Below are 18006 nucleotides of genomic sequence, written 5' to 3'. Positions count from 1 at the left end.
CCTCCTGTATTGTCATCTGTCATCAGTCATTTGCCCTTTGTCATTTGTCGAAAACTAATGACTAATGACTAATGACCAATGACTAATGACTATCAATATTGATCTTTTTTGCTGTAAATTAGGCGATCTTCAACGTAAATAGTATCTATGATCGCCACCACTGCTGCATCCAATGGACGCTGTTCATTGCCAACAACTTGACGAGCGGCACTACCACGAGTGATGAGTACCCACTCATCTACTCCTGCTCCCACAATATCTGCTGCTACTTCATACTCTGGTAGGATATTGCCGTTTTCATCTACTAATTGTAACAACAGTAGTTTCACACCTCTAAGACTTGGATCTTTTTGGGTGCTAACTACTGTGCCGCGAACTTTGGCAATTTGCATTACAAATTACGGTCTTCTACCGAAAGGACGAATTGCATTCACATTTTCCCGGAACTGCTCTACATCTTCGGTATAACGAATTGGGAGAACATATTCTAAGTTTTCGTGAGGACGAGCAATGATGTGAGTAGATAGCACTTGTCCGCCGTTGACTCGTTTCACAGATTCAACACCTGCGGCTACAGAAGCTTGCACTTCCGAAACGTCACCCCGAACAATTACCGTAACTCGACCACTACCGATTTTTTCATAGCCGACTAAAGTGACGCGGGCAGCTTTCACCATCGCATCAGCAGCTTCCACCACTGCTGGAAAGCCCAGCGTTTCAACCATTCCTACTGCAATTGACATTAGTTTTAATCCCTATTTCAAAGTTTGTAGCCTTGGACAAAAGTGATGCTCAATCAGATAAAGAGCGTTAATTACTTTGTTTAAAAAGCTTTTAAGTACGAAATTGTTCCACTGCTTCTGTGTAACGTATCGGCAAGACGTATTCCAGGTTTTCGTGAGGACGAGCAATGATATGAGTGGATAACACTTCACCACCATTGACTCTTTTCGCCGCTTCAACCCCAGCTGCTACAGAAGCTTGAACTTCCGATACATCTCCCCTAACGATTACGGTGACACGAGCGCTACCAATTTTTTCATAGCCTACTAAAGTGACACGGGCGGCTTTCACCATCGCATCAGCAGCTTCCACCACTGCCGGAAAGCCCTTCGTTTCAATCATACCAACTGCAATTGGCATCGCAGAACTCCTACAAAATGAATCTAATCAGTACTGTTGTTTGAAATTTTTGACGGGGAGGGCTTGATCTTAGAGCTAAGAAAACACTTCCAACTTAAGCATAGGAAAGGTTGGCATCCCTGGCAATATAAATTACTATAATAGTTTATGATAAGAAAGTTTTAAAAAACTTAACATAAGTTAATTTATGCTTCTGGGCAATTAAAGTTTACTGATTCCTAGAGTAGCCACTTATGCTTTATAATTTCTTTATTACATTCACAAAACGACATTCATAACCAAGGCTAATCCGATCTGGCGAGGGACAAGCATAGGCTACATCTTTTGCTGTATCTATCTTTCGTCGAATATCGCTAGACGTACAACGACTAGGTGAAAAACAGATAATTTTTTCAAATATATCGTATAAAGTACTTCGGTCAAAGTAGAAATACAAATGTAAAAAGGTCGGTGAGGTTAAGCTAAGTAAATGCTTTTGCTTATGTAAAGTTATATTTTACTTATGTTAAATAGGGTGAGGTTAGGTAAAAGTACTCGCTGTAATGTAGCTGAAACAATATTAAAAAAACATCGGTATTTTGGTAAATTAATTATATATAAATAAATAATTGTTTTAGAGCTTTTTTTTAATCAAGGCTGAATCGTCAAGGGAAATTTAAATGGATCAATTTCTATTTTCAACAAGTTGGTTTGTGCCTTTTTATAGCTTATTGGGCGCACTTTTGACCTTGCCGTGGGGAATAGGAATAATTCAGCGAACGGGGTCAAGACCTGCGGCATATATCAATTTGTTGACGACCGTGATAGCTTTTGCCCATAGCCTGTTTGTATTTAAAAATATCTGGGATAGAGAACCAGAAAACTTACTGGTGAATTGGTTCAAAGCTGCGGATTTAGACTTATCTTTTGCCTTGGAACTATCGCCAGTTAGTATTGGGGCAACAGTTTTAATTACCGGGTTAAGCTTACTGGCACAAGTTTACGCTCTGGGTTACATGGAAAAAGACTGGTCGTTGGCGCGTTTTTTCGCTCTGCTGGGATTTTTTGAAGCAGCGCTAAGTGGTCTAGCAATCAGTGATTCTTTGTTTCTCAGCTATGCTCTTTTGGAAGTATTAACGCTTTCAACTTACTTGCTGGTGGGGTTCTGGTATGCTCAACCGTTAGTAGTGACGGCGGCGCGAGATGCGTTTTGGACTAAACGGGTAGGAGACTTATTGCTGCTGATGGCTGTGGTGACACTTTCCACCTTAGCTGGCAGTTTGAACTTTTCGGATTTATATGAGTGGGCGCAAACAGCTAATTTAAGTCCAATGACATCGACGTTGTTGGGGTTAGCGTTAATTGCTGGTCCTGCTGGTAAATGCGCCCAATTTCCCCTGCACCTGTGGTTAGATGAGGCTATGGAAGGGCCAAACCCCGCCTCGGTAATGCGGAACTCGCTGGTAGTCGCTGGTGGTGCTTATCTACTGTATAGATTTCAACCATTGTTAGCTTTGTCGCCAGTTGCGTTGAATGCCTTGGTAGTTATGGGTACGGTAACGGCGATTGGGGCAACATTAGTATCTATAGCTCAAATTGACATTAAGCGATCGCTATCTCATTCCACCAGTGCATACATGGGGTTAGTATTTTTGGCAGTGGGGTTACAGCAAGGGGGTGTAGCCTTGATGTTGCTGTTAGCTCATGCGATCGCCAAAGCATTATTATTTATGAGTTCTGGTTCAGTCATCTTAACTACCCAAAGCCAAGACTTAACAGAAATGGGCGGTTTGTGGTCACGGATGCCAGCTACCACCACTGCCTTTGTAGTCGGTTCAGCCGGAATGGTAACACTACTACCCTTGGGAAGCTTTTGGGCAATGCTGGCATGGGCTGACGGTTTCGTAAATATTAGCCCTTGGGTGATTGGGGTTTTAATATTGGTTAATGGTTTGACAGCATTAAATTTGACGAGAGTATTTAGATTAGTCTTCTGGGGTAAACCGCAACAAAAGACCCGTCGCACCCCAGAAGTTGGTTGGCAGATGGCCTTGCCAATGGTGTTTCTGACTGTGCTGACTCTGCTTCTACCCCTGATGCTACAGCAATGGTACTTGCTACCCGATTGGGAAAGTATTAATTGGTATGTAGCGTTAGCGTTGTTTGGTTCTACCGTAGTGGGAGTGGGTGTAGGGTGTACAGTTCATCTGCACAAAGCTTGGTCAAGATCCAGAATCCTGGCGTGGAGATTTATGCAAGACTTGTTAGGTTATGATTTTTATATTGACCGAGTTTATCTTGTAACCGTGGTAAGTGCAGTAGCACTGCTATCTAAAATTTCTGCTTGGAGCGATCGCTACTTAGTTGACGGTTTTGTAAACTTAGTTGGGTTTGCCACAATTCTCGGCGGACAAACTTTAAAGTACAGCATTTCTGGGCAATCTCAGGGCTATATGTTGACCATCCTAGCAGTTGTCAGCGTCCTGGGTTTTTTCATCAGCTGGTCATCGGGTTTACTAGATAAATTGCCTTTTTAAGCGAGTTAGGAGTTATTATTCTTCCCCTGCTTCCCCTGCTTCCCTTACCTGAATTCCGTCTATGCTTAGTGTTTTGATTCTAGTGCCGTTAATCGGCGCAGCTTTAATTGGTTTCTCGCCCTCTGGCATCAGTGGAAAATTCGCCCGTGGGGTGGCTTTGGTCTTTGCCAGTATCGCTTTCTTGTGGACAATCGTACTAGCAATTCAGTTCCATCCAGGTGAAATCACTCAACAGTTTGCCGAGTCTCTCCCTTGGGTAGATGTTTTAGGCTTGAATTATAACCTGGGAATAGATGGTTTATCTTTGCCGTTGCTGGTTTTAAATGGATTGTTAACTTCCATTGCCATCTACAGCAGCGATGAATCCCTACAGCGTCCTAAATTTTATTACTCTTTGATACTATTATTAAGCGCTGGAGTAACAGGAGCCTTTCTAGCACAGGATTTACTGTTATTTTTCCTATTTTACGAATTGGAACTGATTCCCCTATATTTGTTGATAGCGATTTGGGGTGGTGCCAAGCGTGGTTATGCTGCTACCAAATTTCTGATTTATACAGCCGTTTCGGGAATCCTGATTTTAGCGAGTTTCCTCGGCATGGTTTGGCTGAGTGGTTCCTCTAACTTTGCACTAGCAACCTTGAACACGACAACTTTACCTCTAGCAACACAGCTTTTATTGCTAGCGGGAATTTTGATCGGTTTTGGAATTAAAATTCCCTTAGTTCCCTTCCATACTTGGTTGCCAGATGCTCACGTTGAAGCTTCCACACCGATTTCAGTACTGTTAGCTGGGGTGCTGTTGAAGTTGGGAACTTACGGCTTACTGCGATTTGGCATGAACTTGTTACCAGAAGCTTGGAATTATCTGGCTCCTTGGTTGGCGACTTGGGCAGTGGTAAGTGTACTGTATGGTTCATCCTGTGCGATCGCTCAAACCGATATGAAGAAAATGGTAGCTTACAGTTCCATTGGACACATGGGTTACGTGCTTTTAGCGGCGGCGGCGGCCACACCTTTAAGTGTATTGGGTGCTGTAATGCAAATGATTAGCCACGGCTTGATTTCGGCAATGCTGTTTTTGCTCGTGGGAGTTGTGTATAAAAAAGCTGGAAGCCGCGATTTAGAAATCATCCAAGGATTGCTGAACCCAGAACGGGGTATGCCAGTAATTGGTAGCTTGATGATTGTCGGAGTCATGGCCAGCGCTGGTATACCAGGAATGCTAGGGTTTATTTCCGAATTCATAGTTTATCGGGGCAGTTTTCCAGTTTTCCCAGTGCAAACCCTGTTATGTATGCTTGGTACTGGTTTAACAGCAGTTTACTTCTTAATACTCGTCAACCGCGCCTTTTTTGGTCGCCTGTCTGCACAAGTTACCAACTTACCGCGTGTGTATTGGAGCGATCGCGCCCCAGCTGCAATTTTAGCAGCGCTGATTGTGATTTTCGGCATTCAACCTGGTTGGTTAGTGCGCTGGACTGAACCAACAATTACAGCAATGGTGAATACCCAAAACGTAGTAGCAACAGTGTCCTTGGATAAAGCAATGGAGACTAGAGATTAGGGATTAGGGACTAGAGATTAGGGATTAGGGACTAGGGACTGGGGAAAAGTTTTCTTAATACATAATACCCAATGCCTAATCCCCAATACCCAATTCCCAGTACTCAATCCCCAGTACCCAATCCCTAAACTTTCTGGAGAGATCGCAATGGTAACTATTAAAAAGAAAGCTACTCACAATCCCTTAGCTGAGTATATTCAACGTCTGCAAAAAGGAGAAGCATTACTCCCCAATAATCCAGAAAATGTGCTGGAAGTTGTTGGTATTCTTAAAAGCTATGGTGTAGTTTTAGATGCTTATTCAACCAATCTTAACTATATTGCCGAGCATCAGTTTTTAGTATTTTTCCCATTTTTTAAATACTTTAATGGAGAGGTTTCTTTTCAGAAATTGCTCCGTCACTGGTGGCATGACCGAATTAATTTTGAATATGCTGAATATTGCCTGAAAGCCATGATGTGGCACGGTGGCGGCGGACTAGATACCTATTTAGATACAACAGAATTTAAAGAAAGAGCGCAAGCCGTTATCGCCGCAAAATTTAAAAATAATCCCTTCATTCCAGGTATTAACCAACTGTTTCCAGATTTCTTAACGGAACACTTGCGCGTCTCTGCTTACTATACCGGTTTAGGTCAATTCTGGCGAGTCATGGCTGATATGTTTCTCAGCTTATCAGACCGCTACGACAAAGGCGAAATCAAATCGATTCCCCAAGTTGTAGACCACATTAAAACAGCGCTAGTGGCAAATGCCTCCAACCCAATTACCTACGCCGTCAAAATTCGAGGTGAGGTCTATGAAATCATTCCTAAAAGCGTTGGTTTGACCTTCTTAGCAGATACAGCAATACCTTATGTAGAAGCAGTATTCTTCCGGGGAACTCCTTTCCACGGGACAGTTTCATACAACGCGCAAGGTTATCAAATTCCTCCAGATCAAACTCGATTTCAATATGGCGCATTGTATGCCGATCCTTTGCCCATTGGCGGCGCGGGTATTCCTCCCACCTTGTTGATGCAGGATATGCGTCATTATCTTCCAGAGTATTTGCACGAAATTTATCGTCGCAGTCTCCGGGGTGAAGATGATTTGCGAGTCCAAATTTGCATAAGTTTCCAAAAATCGATGTTTTGCGTGACGACAGCAACGATTTTGGGATTGATGCCTTATCCTTTGGATACGAAAGATCCAAATGAGGAAAAAGGTAATCGAGTTTATTTAGAGAAATGGATGAGTCGGTTAGAAACTTCGCGGTTGCTAGATGTGAATAAATAAATTGAATACAGAGAAATTTTAGATGCTTCTCAATCGCTATAAAAACCTTCACCTAATTCAACAACTCGATCCAGTGCAAGATCATTGCCGGATTTATAACTTGATGAATGGCTATGAGTTTCCTTGGGATATGACGCGATCGCTCGAAGTTGCTTTAATGCGAACTTATTGCGTTCCTAGTATTTCTAAATTGCTGAATCAGACAGGAGAATTTACCCATTGTCCGCAAAAACGCTACGATGATACGTCAATAATTGTTGGAGAGATGATTAAGTGGGGTTATGATAGCGATCGCGGCAAACAAGCCCTGCAACGCATGAATGCACTCCACGGACGCTTCAAGATTGACAACGGTGATTTCCTGTATGTACTTTCAACTTTCATTTTCGAGCCTATCCGTTGGAATGCGCAGTTTGGTTGGCGGCTGATGTGCGAACAAGAAAAATTAGCGTCTTTTTACTTCTGGCGAGAAGTAGGAAAGCAAATGCAGATTCAGAATATCCCTGAAACCTACGAAGAATTGGAGCGCTATAACCTGGACTACGAACGTCAAAAATTTCGCTATTCAGATACAAATTGTCGAGTTGGGGAAGCTACACGCGATTTATTTTTGAGTTGGTTTCCTTCGTGGATGCGTTCTTCCATCAAACCAGGTATCTACGCTTTACTGGATGACGCAATGCTCGATGCCTTTGGTTTTCCCTATCCTTGGCCATTGCTGCGATCGGCTATGGTAAGTCTACTAAAAATCCGAGCCAGATTAATCCAGTTATTCCCACCTCGGAATCACCCTAATTTTTATATTGACTCTCCTATGCCCAGCTATCCCACTGGCTATGAAATTGCAAATGTGGGACCAGCAGAAAATTTTAAGCAGCAAACCTCTGATTAACAAGTTTTAAGCGATTGATGTCTTGTATTAGTAACTCTTGCCATAATCCTTAATCCAAAAATCTAGGCTTCTGGTTCGATGCCTAGCGATCGCAATTGAGCAGTTAAGCGATCGGCTCTTTGGCGTTCCTGTTCCGCTCTTTCCTCACCAGTCAATAACAAATTACCTTGCAAATCCCACCAGCGTAGCCAAGGTAATTCCATATTGTAATATTCTCCTTGCCAGAGACCTAACTCAACTCCCAAAGGTTCAATAGTATAATGTCCACGTTCATTTGCTGTTAATAACTGATATTGTCCACCAATTAATTCATAAACTTCCACACTGGCTTTATTCACTTCATAAATGCCGTAGAAGGGAGGACGAATCACCTGCTCATAAATCCAAAATTTCCCCTTCCACGGAGTTTTATCTCGCTCCTCACTACCATTGCCAGAAACAAATTCCAAGGCAATCAATGGGGCAATAAACTCTCGCCATAATACATAAGACCTGCGGGTTTGTCCATCCAGAGTAGGTGGTACATTGCCTACATAGAACCAGTCAGGAGCTTCTGCGCCTTTTTCTGGCGGGTCAGTGATGCGCCAGTAGATACCGCTATCTTGACCAATACAGTATTGCCCATCAGGATGACGTTTTTGCAATATCGGTTTAATAGAGTCGGTTAGGAGAATGCTTTGGGGATGTTCCTGAAAATTTTTCACAAATGTACCGTCAGACTCAGGAAGCTGTGTATGGTCTGGGAACGGTGTAAAGGCGGTGGATGGATCGGTTGCAGAGGTCATAAGATTACCTTTGCAGAAGTAAGGGTTGTTTTTTAGTTTAGCAAGCGTAGACGATCGCTTTTTATAATTAGGCTTTAAGATTATTGGATTTTTGGCCCGATGTACCCAATGATGATTTTGCCAAGCCCTAATTCTGTAGAAAAATGAAGCCGCCAAGCCCCTGCACCAGTCATTCTTAGGTGCAAACTAAAGATACGATCTACATCATCAGGACACTTAAAGGTTAGTTTCGGCTTTAATTTTTGAAGTCTAGAGTCACTTTCTGGAGTCGCTTTGCTAGGAATCAGGTCTAAATCAAAAGCTCCATCTGTCCAAGTTTTACAGTAGTTTTCTAGTTCAAACAACTTGTTTACAACCTGTCTGAGCATTGGCGTTCGACAATAAAGATTTTGGATCTGTTTGCTGACATTTTCGCAAAACTCCAGATTGGGAAATAATTCCTCTCTCCGATTCCAAAGATCCTCACCGTCAATAACTCCGGTACGAACACGTTTTTGTATCCATTCCACGTGTTCCTGCACATGGTTGCTACGACTAACATGGATAATCTCTACAATGTAATCAATTACCTCTCCATCTTCATCAATTCGTCTGGCTACGAGTTTTAGGTGGCTTAAATCCCAGCATTCTTCAAAAATTAAGCTAACTGCGATCGCATCAAGCATATAAGCAATACCAAGTCCAATTGCAGCTTCTCCCTGATGCCAAAATTCAGACAAGCCAGCATTATTTTCAATCTCTTGAATATCTGAATTTGCAATATTAGTTGAGAAAGGACTTCCTGTTGCTAAATTTCTAATAAAACCTTGTTCAACTTGATCTACTTCCCTATCATTAAGCCAACGACGTAAAGGATAGTCAGGTGCAAGTATAGTTGTATGAAAGTTATCTTTAGTGCGAAGATAGACTTTCACTCCCTGAGCTTTGACTGCCTTTATAGTGTTAATGAAGTTCGACATCCATTGTCGCGCTGTTTGCTTATCAGAGGTAGGATTTTGCACAGAAAGTTCATTTAAAACTAGGTCAATCTCCACAATCTACTCTCCAGCAGGTTCTAACAAAACATCCAAGCTTTTTTCCCACTCATCAAAGAATCCATCAGGCCATCGATCAATTCTGCCATTACGATCAATGCGTGGTGAAACTACTTTTGTCAAAGCTTGTCCTTGTTTTTCTTGTTGCTGAAAGTAATGCAACTGGACATAATGCGGGGGAATAATACCGCCATGAACAGCAAGACGAATACCGTTTAAAACATGATCGCTATGAGTTTCTATCACAACCTGAACATCACAACTAGCAGCCAGTGCTAATAGTTCTCCCATTTTCCCCTGTCCTCTAGGATGGAGATGAGCCTCTGGATTTTCAACTAGGATTAGTGTACCAGGAGGAGATGAAAGTATAGCTACAATAATTGATAAAGTGTAGGTAATTCCAAAACCAACGTTTGTTGCACGGTAAAGATTACTATCTCCATAAAAATATTTGATAGTCACTAAACCCATCGCTGAGTTAGCTTCTATTTTGATACGTATACCAGGACTAACCTCTCTCATCCATGCTTCCACTTGATCTATCAGATTCATTGATTTTGCTTGTGGATAGCTTAGATTTGCTATGGGTATTGCTTCATCTCCATAAATATAAAGAAAATGGGCTGTATATTCTCCTTGAGTACCAATTTGTCTAAGTCTTCTAACTTGATAATCAGACATTTCATTAAATGAACGTGGGCCTATTCGTTCTGCTTGAAGGTAGTGAAAATATTTGCTAAAAATATATGATTGACGGATTTCAGATTCATTGGGTTCTGAAATTACATTTAAAACATCTTCTTCTTTCTTGTCTGGGTTGTAATTAAAATCCCATACACCTTCATACTTTTCCCAGATAATCTCAAAGCTTATATGGTTATCTTTTGCACTCTCATAAAGGGCATCTTGTGCTGTACCAATATTTACTAATTCCCCATTTAGCGCCAAGCCAGTTTTTGGCAATAAATCCTGTTGATAAGATTGGCGTAGTAGTAGTAGTGATTGAAGCACAGAAGATTTACCAGTGCTATTGAGACCAGAAATTAGTGTTAAAGGTCTAAATTCAAGAAACTGATTATCAAAACGTTTAAAGTTGATCAGGCGAAGAGAAGTAATCATGAAAGCACTTCCTGAATTATTTTTTCTATAGTACTAAATCTATAGTGTACTTTCTCAGCAGCCTGGGATATAGAATCTAAAAAAGATTTATCGTTGTCTATATGTGTCTTGAATAAATTGATTAATTTTTCTTTTCTATCTATCAAAATTTGGATTTGATCATCACTCAATTTACTCAGAAGTACTGACCAAGATTCAAATAGAGCTTTATTTATAGGAAACTGTCTTTTCTGATAATTAGATATTTTCCGAAATGCATCTTTACCAAAGATATTCCAGTTAGCTATAATTGTTCTTTTGAAATTGGTTTCAATTTCATTTAACTCTATCTCCGAAAGTTTATTTGCTTTAGATAATGCTTTAGATAAAAAAGTATCTCGTTTGTCTATATATTCTTGGTAAGAAGTTAAAGTAAAAGCTATAAACCCTAGTATAAATTCCCGGTCATCCATACGCATTTTGCGATTATTACCAAGTTTAACCACTTGCTGAAATTCTGGAGATGCTGCAAGTTTAGTCAAAAACTTCGTTCCCTTACCAGGATTAAGAGCATGGCGTAATTCTTGAGGATATAAAGGAAGTCCTCCTGTATTAATGCGTTTAAAAATATTATATTTAATTTCTGGGGGTGTCCCTTTTTCGATCAAATATACTGTTAGTTGAGTTTCTTCAAGGCGGCGTTGGTATCTGCGATCGATTTGATCGTAGGTTTTACCTTCTAGATTTGTAAGATATTCTAATCCAGATAGTTTGAGTTCTTTGTCAAGAATAAAGCGCCTTAGTGCAAATAGGCGCTGTAATCCATCAACTACTACCCATTTATCTTCATTAGTGGCATCTATATAAAGTGCTGGTATGGGAATACGGATAATAATAGATTCTATTAGCCTACTTTGAGCATCTTCTTTCCATATATCTGCATGACGTTGGAAATCAGGTGCTAAATCAAGACTTTCTTCATTGATTCTTTTAAGCAATAACTCTATTGTAGGTTCTCTAGTTACAATGTTAATTTCTTCAGGATCATACAGGAAAGTAACTTTTTCCTCTTCTTCTAAAGTTTCTTCATCAGCTAATTCTGCATTGTAGTTACTCAAATCTGTCACAGCGCTTATTCCCTAGTATTAACATTTGTTTGTTCACTCAGGTATTAGTGATGTTTTGTGTTATTACATCAACCAATAAGGCTTTTTAACTGGCATACTTCAATCCTACTATCTCCACAACTTATAGAGGCGCAAAATTTCGCGCCTCTACGCACCTAGTCTATTACTTGTTTACGTTCCCCACCAGGCAAATCCAAAATTGGCGCGCTCGCCTTTTCTAAAGTCAGAGCGATCACACCTGTAACCCACAGTCCAAAAATATTAGGCTTCTGGTTCAATGCCGAGTGATGTCTAAGGACAAGCCGCTATGCATCTACGCCATATTTCTGTAAAACTCAGGCGATCGCTATCTAAATATTTTCCACCCACAGAAGATTACTTGCGTAGCTACTGGTTTTAAGAGCGTTATAAAATTTTTCGTCTGCTGTCACCATCTGGCATTTTTGCATAATGGCAAGAGCTAAGTATAAACTGTCATACACTGCGCGATCTGTCTGAATGGCAATATCTAAAGCAAGTGGCATCAATGGCTGAGATAAGTACACTTCTACAGGAACTGCATTTAAATCTGCTAATATTTGTCTTGCATTTTCAGCAGTGTCTTCACCGCGACGTACTCGTTTCCACAAGACGTTTCCCACTTCTGGGAAGAAAAAATCTGGAACTAAGAAAGTATGGTTACTTGCTATTAAACGCCTAGCTGCATGAGAGTAGACTTCAGGGATGAACCACTTGATGGCAATGCTACCATCTAAAACATACTGACTCACCGTTCTCTGTCCTCGCGGATAAGTTCAGTACTATCACTGAAAATTTTTCCTGTATATCTCACTTGAGCGTGTGCTACAGCTTCTCTGACTTTTTCTATGTCACCGCAAGTGCTGTAATGTGTTGCTTTTTCAGATGCTTGTTGTAAGATGTGCTTTAATTCTTCTTGCAAAGACCTACCATGCTGTTTTGCAAGAGTTTCTAGCTTTTCTAGAATCACAGGATCTAAGTCTTCAACTAAGATTTGAGCCATATTCTGAGAGTGATTTTTAGTTGCTTATATTTGCAATTTTAAGGTAGTTTAGCGGGTGATGTCTAACAACGAACTACTGCGCGTCTACGCACTTTCAACCGGCAGTTCAAAAATATTAGGCTTCTGGTTCCACTCCGAGCGATCGCAATTGAGCAGTTAAGCGATCGGCTCTTTCCTCACCACTTAACAACAAATTACCTTGCAAATCCCACCAGCGCAGCCAGGGTAATTCTGCGTTTTGATAAACTCCATGCCATAAACCTAACTCAACTCCCAAAGGTGCAATAGTATAATGTCCGCGTTCATTTGCTGTTAATAACTGATATTTTCCACCAATTAATTCATAAACTTCCACACTGGCTTTATTCACTTCATAAATGCCATAAAAAGCCGGATGAATTACTTGCTCATAAATCCAAAATTTCCCTTTCCAAGGGGTTTTATCTCGCTCCTCACTACCATCGCCAGAAACAAATTCCAAGGCAATCAATGGGGCAATATACTCTCGCCACAGTACATAAGACCTCCGCGTTTGTCCATCGAGCAAGGGCGGTACATTTCCTACATAAAACCAATCTGGCGCTTCTGCACCTTTCTCTAGGGGGTCTGTCAAGCGCCAGTAAATACCTAAGTCTTGACCGATACAATATTGACCTTCAGGGTGTAATTTTTTGAGGACAGGTGTAATGGAGTCAGTGAGTAAGATGCTTTGGGGATGCTCTTGCCAGTTTTTCACGAAAGTACCATCAGACTCTGGTAGCTGCGTATGATCGGGGAAAGGAGTGAGGGCGGTGGATGGATCGGTTGCAGAGGTCATAAGACTACCTTTGCAGGAGTAAGGGTTGTTTTTAGTTTAGCTTGCCATGACGCTAAGGCTGCCAAGACTTTCTCAAGTGTTAGGCTTCTGGTTCAATACCAAGCGATCGCAATTGAGCAGTTAAGCGATCGGCTCTTTCACGCTCTAATTCCGCCCTTTGGCTTTCTAATTCCGCCCTTTGGCTTTCCTGTTCCGCTCTTTCTTCACCACTCAATAACAAATTCCCTTGCAAATCCCACCAGCGCAACCAAGGTAATTCCGCATTCTGATAAACTCCTTGCAAAATACCTAACTCAACTCCCAAAGGTGCAATAGTATAATGTCCGCGTTCATTTACTGCTAACAGCTGATATTGGCCTTCAATCAGGTGATAAACTTCCACACTGGCTTTATTCACTTCATAAATGCCGTAAAAAGCCGGATGAATTACCTGCTCATAAATCCAAAATTTGCCCTTCCAAGGGGTTTTATCTCGCTCCTCGCTACCATCCCCAGAGACAAATTCCAATACAATTAATGGAGCAATGTGTTCTTGCCAAAGCACATAAGAGCGGCGCATTTGCCCATTGAGTGTAGGCGGCACATTGGGGACATAGAACCAATCAGGAGCTTTTGCACCTCGTTCTGGTGGGTCAGTAATCCGCCAATAAATCCCACTATCTTGACCTATGCAATATTGCCCGTCAGGATGACGTTTTTGCAATACTGGTTTAATGGACTCGGTTATTAGAATGCTTTGGGGATGTTCCTGAAAATTTTTGCCTCCGGCACGCTTCGCGAACACAAAGGTTCCATCAGAGTCTGGAAGTTGCGTATGGTCTGGGAGTGTGATGCTAGTAGCTGGATTGATTCCAGTCATAGGGCTACCCTCGCGTTTCACGCGGCAGTTTGTTATTTAGTTTAGCAAGGGTAGACGTAAAGGGAAATCTGAAAAAAACTAAGTATTCTAGCCTACGGGAACATCTGACGGCGATCGCACTTTGCATTCATCTCAAAGTACACGCAGTAAGCTAGGAATGCTTTCGATCGCTGAAAAATCCTGAATCTCTGCCAAAGCTTCCCGAAAATTACCTTCTCGCACATCATGGGTAACAACCACAATCTCTGCTAGTTCCCCTTGAAAGCCAGTTTGGACAATTGACTCTAAGCTAACACCATAGTTACCAAAGCAAGTCCCCAATTTGCCGATAACTCCAGGTTGGTCATTGGTGAGAAAACGGGCGTAAAATCGAGTGATTAATTCTGCCATCGGCGCAATTTGGCAGTATTTCTGATGTCCACAAGTTAATAGTGGATTTGCAACTGCTGGATTGGTTTTGAGGATAGCAACTAAATTTAAGATATCTGATGTCACAGCACTGGCGGTTGCACCAGCCCCAGCACCGGGGCCAAAAAACATTACCTGGCCAATTGGTTCTCCTTCCACAAGAATGGCATTGTAAACGCCGTTGATGCTAGCCAAAGGGTGAGCTTGGGGCACTAAGGTAGGATGAACTCTCACGGAAAGGGGGGATGAAGGAGTATCACGTTTAGCGATCGCTAACAATTTAATCACAAATCCCAATTTTTCAGCATAAGCAATATCTGTTTTGCTGACTTGCCGAATCCCCTCAGTATAAACATCTTGTAAGTTGATGCGTCCACCGAAGCCTAATGATGCCAGGATAGCAATTTTATCACCTGCATCTAAGCCATCAATATCTGCTGTCGGGTCAGCCTCAGCATAACCGAGGCGCTGGGCATCAGCTAAAACATCGCTGAAGTTGCTACCTTCTGTTTGCATCCGCGTCAGGATGTAGTTAGTTGTACCGTTGACGATGCCGGTTATCGTGTGAATGCGGTTAACACTTAAAGACTGCTTTAGGGGTTGAATCACCGGAATTCCACCACCCACAGCAGCTTCTAGCATGACGTATACACCAGCTTGATTAGCAGTTGTGAAAATTTCTGCTCCAAAGCGGGCGATCGCTGCTTTATTGGCGGTAACTACGTGTTTGCCATTACTTAAAGCTTTGAGAATTAGCGATCGCGCCGGCTCCAGTCCGCCCATCACCTCGACAACTATATCTACCGCCGGATCGTTGACAATAGATTCTAAATCTGTAGTTAAGACTTCCGTAGACAATTCTACTGCACGGGGTTTATCTAGCGATCGCACTCCCACCCGATAGATTTCTATCTCTTGCAACAATGGGTGACGCCCAGCGCTATCTTGCAACAACTGCACTGTTCCCGTTCCCACAGTGCCTAATCCGAGTATTCCTAGTTTCACACCCACAAATTTTGCACCCAATTTCACCAACAACAATTGTAGGTAGAGCATTTGCCCTACCTACTGATTATCCTGCTTCCTTTGTCATTTGTCCTTCGTTGTTCGTCTAAAACTAATACTTCGACTTACCTCGGCTCCGCTCGGTACGAGTCGCTCAGTACAAGTGACCAATGACCAATGACTAACTTAGTATGTTTCTACGTGCCAACGATGGGCTTTCTTGAGTTGCTTCTGGTAATCACTCCAGGTTACGCCTTCCTTAGCAGCAGCAGTTGTTAAGGCTGCATCGATACCTTCTTCCATACCGCGTAAACCGCAGATGTAGGTGTGGGTTTTTTCATTTTTAATCAATTGCCACAATTCATCAGCGTGTTCTGCTACGCGGTCTTGAATGTACATTCTACCGCCTTGGGGATTTTTCTGTTCGCGGCTGATAGCACCAGTGAGGCGGAAGTTATCAGGATATTTTTGTTGAATTTCTTCCAATTCTTCCTTGTACAAGAGGTTTGGAGTTGTTGGCACGCCAAATATCAGCCAAGAGAATCCTTTAAATTCGTACTCTGGGTTAGCTGCTCTTTCCGCATCTTTAAACTGACGCCACAGATAAGCCCGCATCGGCGCAATACCTGTTCCGGTTGCCATCATGATCACATTAGCATCAGGATCTTGGGGTAACAACATTTCCTTACCCACTGGCCCTGTAATTTTTACCTCTTCCCCTGGCTTGAGGAAACACAGGTGCGTAGAGCAAACACCGTAGACTGTTTCGCTAGTTTCTGGGTGCTTGTACTCCAGCTGGCGGACGCATAGTGATACTGTCTTATCATCTACATCATCGCCATGACGAGTTGAGGCGATGGAATATAGTCTAAGTTTTTCTGGCTTGCCGTTCTTGTCTAATCCTGGTGGAATAATGCCAATACTTTGACCTTCTATATACTTCAAATTACTGCCAGATAGATCAAATTTGAGGTGTTGAACAATACCAATACCACCTTCTTTGACTAGGGGTTCATTAGATATTACCTTGCCAATAAACGGAGCATTGGGACGGTAAGTGTTAACAGGAACGTCACCTTGGTCTTTTTTGGCTTTCGCTTCAGTCATGGTGTTGCCTTTCTTGTCCTTGTTCTGTTCTTCAGCTGGTGGTTTAGCGAAACCCTTGGCTTCACTATGAGCATTTACAGGTGTGGCTTTACCATTCCCTTTACTGTTAGCAGTTTCCCCAGATGTAGCTAACTTGCTGACTTCGCTTGTAGCATTCCCAAATGAGGCTTTACCATTAACTGGCTCTAGAGCAGTTACGGGGTGGATGCTAACAATTGTGCCGCCTAGACGAGTGATACGTCGCATTTCTTGATTCATGCGGTTGTAAGGCACTCTGATGAACACACTGCCACTTTTGCGAATTGGGTAGTTAGTTTGATCGGTTTCTTCGCTCTGACGCAAACCTACCACTTCATAGACGAAGACGCGGCTACCTAATTCTGTGTTGGCAGCACCCTCAACAGCACCTTGATTGTACATTCGTTCTAGCACTCCGATAATTTACTTAACCGTTTTTTCAAAAAAAAACTATTCCCATCCTATGCCAGCTTTAGTTTACCGGATTTTCGTTTCACAAAACTGGCCTTGAAGGAAAAACGGCATCATTAAATTAATGCCTTGCTAAGTACACTCACCAAAGACATGCAGCCATAGCAAAAAACACACCTGTTCACCTTCTAAGGTAAAGGATAAGTCTTGTGGAGAATGTTAATAATGAGTCAATTTAATCTTTTTTTCGTTAACTACCACCCCCATCAGGGAGATAGTTTTTTACTTTTTAGGAAGGTCAAAAAATTGGCTGCCAGAATAAATTATACCTTATAGACTTGATTATATAGAGTTATAAGTAGCAGAATGACAGTGGTGCAACACTCACGGCAATACTGATCCCCATTTTTAAATTAACAACTAAATCAACAAAATCATTGAGGAATCAGGCTAATTCTTCTTGAGGACAAATATTGTATGGGATACCCCCTTCTGTTAAAATCAAATATACCACTAGGATTAAATACTTACCGGCACCAACATTCAGGCTAGTCCGACGAGTAGCAACTTATAAGAGAAGGCAGGAGGCAGATAGCGCCGGCGGCAAGCGAGTCCGCAAGCGTCGGGCAGGAGGCAGGAGGAAAGAAGTATGAATGAAAACTTTAGTTCTGGGTCAAAAACCCAGTTTAAAAAGAAGAATTGTATTGAGTGGAAAGTGCCGCGACATACAAGCCATCTACAGCCTAACTCCTACGCTTTTAAACGTGGGTTACTCCTGCAAGAACTGCAAGAACTGCCTCCTCCCCCTCCTGAATACTTTGTTGTCTAAGCGTTTGGTGTCTTATAGATGTGCTGGGTAGCAAGAACGCAGGATAAACCAAAGGGGTAAACTCCTGGCTTCAGAATCTGCTGTGTGAAAA

General features: G+C 42.0%; 18 protein-coding genes. 5 read left to right on the top strand and 13 right to left on the bottom strand.

Annotated elements, in window-relative coordinates; translation table 11 throughout:
- Positions 1-92 precede the first annotated feature (92 nt).
- The 3 genes from V7K50_RS20740 to V7K50_RS20730 form a co-directional block, all read right to left on the bottom strand.
- Positions 93-392 carry a EutN/CcmL family microcompartment protein gene (locus tag V7K50_RS20740; protein ID WP_334799553.1) on the bottom strand — a complete coding sequence of 100 codons (300 nt, stop codon included), beginning with the start codon at positions 390-392 and terminating at the stop codon, positions 93-95.
- Positions 393-398: 6 nt separating this feature from the next.
- Positions 399-743, bottom strand: a complete 345-nt coding sequence (locus V7K50_RS20735) for a carbon dioxide-concentrating mechanism protein CcmK (RefSeq protein ID WP_010995041.1) — start codon at positions 741-743, stop codon at positions 399-401.
- A gap of 91 nt (positions 744-834) precedes the next feature.
- Entirely contained in the window at positions 835-1143 is a 309-nt protein-coding gene (locus V7K50_RS20730) for a carbon dioxide-concentrating mechanism protein CcmK (protein WP_190891121.1), read from the bottom strand.
- 659 nt (positions 1144-1802) lie between these two features.
- Between V7K50_RS20730 and V7K50_RS20725 the strand changes: the two genes are divergently transcribed.
- From V7K50_RS20725 to V7K50_RS20710, 4 genes are all read left to right on the top strand, one after another.
- Positions 1803-3659, top strand: coding sequence for an NAD(P)H-quinone oxidoreductase subunit F (locus V7K50_RS20725; protein ID WP_334963259.1), 1857 nt, complete (start codon positions 1803-1805; stop codon positions 3657-3659).
- Positions 3660-3720: 61 nt separating this feature from the next.
- The gene (locus tag V7K50_RS20720) at positions 3721-5226 is read left to right on the top strand and encodes an NADH-quinone oxidoreductase subunit M (RefSeq protein WP_334963257.1); all 1506 of its coding nucleotides are present in this window, start codon (positions 3721-3723) and stop codon (positions 5224-5226) included.
- A 147-nt stretch (positions 5227-5373) separates the two neighbouring features.
- Positions 5374-6504, top strand: a complete 1131-nt coding sequence (locus V7K50_RS20715; RefSeq protein ID WP_334963255.1) for a CO2 hydration protein — start codon at positions 5374-5376, stop codon at positions 6502-6504.
- A 22-nt stretch (positions 6505-6526) separates the two neighbouring features.
- Complete coding sequence (locus tag V7K50_RS20710; protein WP_334963253.1) at positions 6527-7396, top strand: oxygenase MpaB family protein; 870 nt, start codon at positions 6527-6529, stop codon at positions 7394-7396.
- Between the two features lie 62 nt (positions 7397-7458).
- On the opposite strand, the gene V7K50_RS20705 is transcribed toward V7K50_RS20710, so the two are convergent.
- The 10 genes from V7K50_RS20705 to petH all read right to left on the bottom strand — a co-directional run bounded on the left by V7K50_RS20705 (position 7459) and on the right by petH (position 17077).
- Entirely contained in the window at positions 7459-8181 is a 723-nt protein-coding gene (locus tag V7K50_RS20705) for a Uma2 family endonuclease (RefSeq protein WP_334963251.1), read from the bottom strand.
- Positions 8182-8261: 80 nt separating this feature from the next.
- Positions 8262-9215: a hypothetical protein gene (locus V7K50_RS20700; RefSeq protein ID WP_334963249.1), complete on the bottom strand. Its 954-nt coding sequence runs from the start codon at positions 9213-9215 to the stop codon at positions 8262-8264.
- Positions 9216-9218: 3 nt separating this feature from the next.
- A complete protein-coding gene (locus V7K50_RS20695) occupies positions 9219-10334 on the bottom strand; it encodes an AAA family ATPase (RefSeq protein ID WP_334963247.1) in 1116 nt (371 codons plus the stop codon).
- Positions 10331-11440 carry a DUF262 domain-containing protein gene (locus tag V7K50_RS20690; RefSeq protein ID WP_334963245.1) on the bottom strand — a complete coding sequence of 370 codons (1110 nt, stop codon included), beginning with the start codon at positions 11438-11440 and terminating at the stop codon, positions 10331-10333. The genes V7K50_RS20695 and V7K50_RS20690 overlap by 4 nt, the downstream gene beginning before the upstream one ends.
- A 350-nt stretch (positions 11441-11790) precedes the next feature.
- Complete coding sequence (locus V7K50_RS20685; RefSeq protein ID WP_334963243.1) at positions 11791-12210, bottom strand: type II toxin-antitoxin system VapC family toxin; 420 nt, start codon at positions 12208-12210, stop codon at positions 11791-11793.
- The gene (locus V7K50_RS20680; RefSeq protein WP_334963241.1) at positions 12207-12461 is read right to left on the bottom strand and encodes a FitA-like ribbon-helix-helix domain-containing protein; all 255 of its coding nucleotides are present in this window, start codon (positions 12459-12461) and stop codon (positions 12207-12209) included. The genes V7K50_RS20685 and V7K50_RS20680 overlap by 4 nt, the downstream gene beginning before the upstream one ends.
- Positions 12462-12576: 115 nt before the next feature.
- Positions 12577-13278, bottom strand: coding sequence for a Uma2 family endonuclease (locus tag V7K50_RS20675; protein ID WP_334963239.1), 702 nt, complete (start codon positions 13276-13278; stop codon positions 12577-12579).
- 79 nt (positions 13279-13357) lie between these two features.
- Positions 13358-14137: a Uma2 family endonuclease gene (locus V7K50_RS20670; RefSeq protein WP_334963237.1), complete on the bottom strand. Its 780-nt coding sequence runs from the start codon at positions 14135-14137 to the stop codon at positions 13358-13360.
- A 132-nt stretch (positions 14138-14269) separates the two neighbouring features.
- On the bottom strand, positions 14270-15556 hold the full coding sequence (locus V7K50_RS20665; RefSeq protein ID WP_334963501.1) for a homoserine dehydrogenase: 1287 nt from the start codon (positions 15554-15556) through the stop codon (positions 14270-14272).
- Between the two features lie 180 nt (positions 15557-15736).
- Entirely contained in the window at positions 15737-17077 is a 1341-nt protein-coding gene (gene petH, locus V7K50_RS20660) for a ferredoxin--NADP reductase (protein ID WP_334963235.1), read from the bottom strand.
- A gap of 658 nt (positions 17078-17735) precedes the next feature.
- Here petH and V7K50_RS20655 point away from each other — a divergent pair.
- Positions 17736-17915 (top strand): hypothetical protein, encoded by a 180-nt coding sequence (locus V7K50_RS20655; RefSeq protein ID WP_334963233.1) that lies wholly within the window; start codon positions 17736-17738, stop codon positions 17913-17915.
- Positions 17916-18006: the final 91 nt, after the last annotated feature.

Source organism: Nostoc sp., assembly GCF_036917135.1.
Classification (GTDB): domain Bacteria; phylum Cyanobacteriota; class Cyanobacteriia; order Cyanobacteriales; family Nostocaceae; genus Nostoc.
Note: the sequence above shows the minus strand (reverse complement) of the source record. Positions and strands in the feature narration are given on the sequence as shown.

Coding starts and splice junctions, on each gene's coding strand:
- V7K50_RS20740 (WP_334799553.1), bottom strand. CDS start 392: ATGCAAATTGCCAAAGTTCGCGGCACAGTAGTTAGCACCCAAAAAGAT.
- V7K50_RS20735 (WP_010995041.1), bottom strand. CDS start 743: ATGTCAATTGCAGTAGGAATGGTTGAAACGCTGGGCTTTCCAGCAGTG.
- V7K50_RS20730 (WP_190891121.1), bottom strand. CDS start 1,143: ATGCCAATTGCAGTTGGTATGATTGAAACGAAGGGCTTTCCGGCAGTG.
- V7K50_RS20725 (WP_334963259.1), top strand. CDS start 1,803: ATGGATCAATTTCTATTTTCAACAAGTTGGTTTGTGCCTTTTTATAGC.
- V7K50_RS20720 (WP_334963257.1), top strand. CDS start 3,721: ATGCTTAGTGTTTTGATTCTAGTGCCGTTAATCGGCGCAGCTTTAATT.
- V7K50_RS20715 (WP_334963255.1), top strand. CDS start 5,374: ATGGTAACTATTAAAAAGAAAGCTACTCACAATCCCTTAGCTGAGTAT.
- V7K50_RS20710 (WP_334963253.1), top strand. CDS start 6,527: ATGCTTCTCAATCGCTATAAAAACCTTCACCTAATTCAACAACTCGAT.
- V7K50_RS20705 (WP_334963251.1), bottom strand. CDS start 8,181: ATGACCTCTGCAACCGATCCATCCACCGCCTTTACACCGTTCCCAGAC.
- V7K50_RS20695 (WP_334963247.1), bottom strand. CDS start 10,334: ATGATTACTTCTCTTCGCCTGATCAACTTTAAACGTTTTGATAATCAG.
- V7K50_RS20680 (WP_334963241.1), bottom strand. CDS start 12,461: ATGGCTCAAATCTTAGTTGAAGACTTAGATCCTGTGATTCTAGAAAAG.
- V7K50_RS20675 (WP_334963239.1), bottom strand. CDS start 13,278: ATGACCTCTGCAACCGATCCATCCACCGCCCTCACTCCTTTCCCCGAT.
- V7K50_RS20670 (WP_334963237.1), bottom strand. CDS start 14,137: ATGACTGGAATCAATCCAGCTACTAGCATCACACTCCCAGACCATACG.
- petH (WP_334963235.1), bottom strand. CDS start 17,077: ATGTACAATCAAGGTGCTGTTGAGGGTGCTGCCAACACAGAATTAGGT.
- V7K50_RS20655 (WP_334963233.1), top strand. CDS start 17,736: ATGAATGAAAACTTTAGTTCTGGGTCAAAAACCCAGTTTAAAAAGAAG.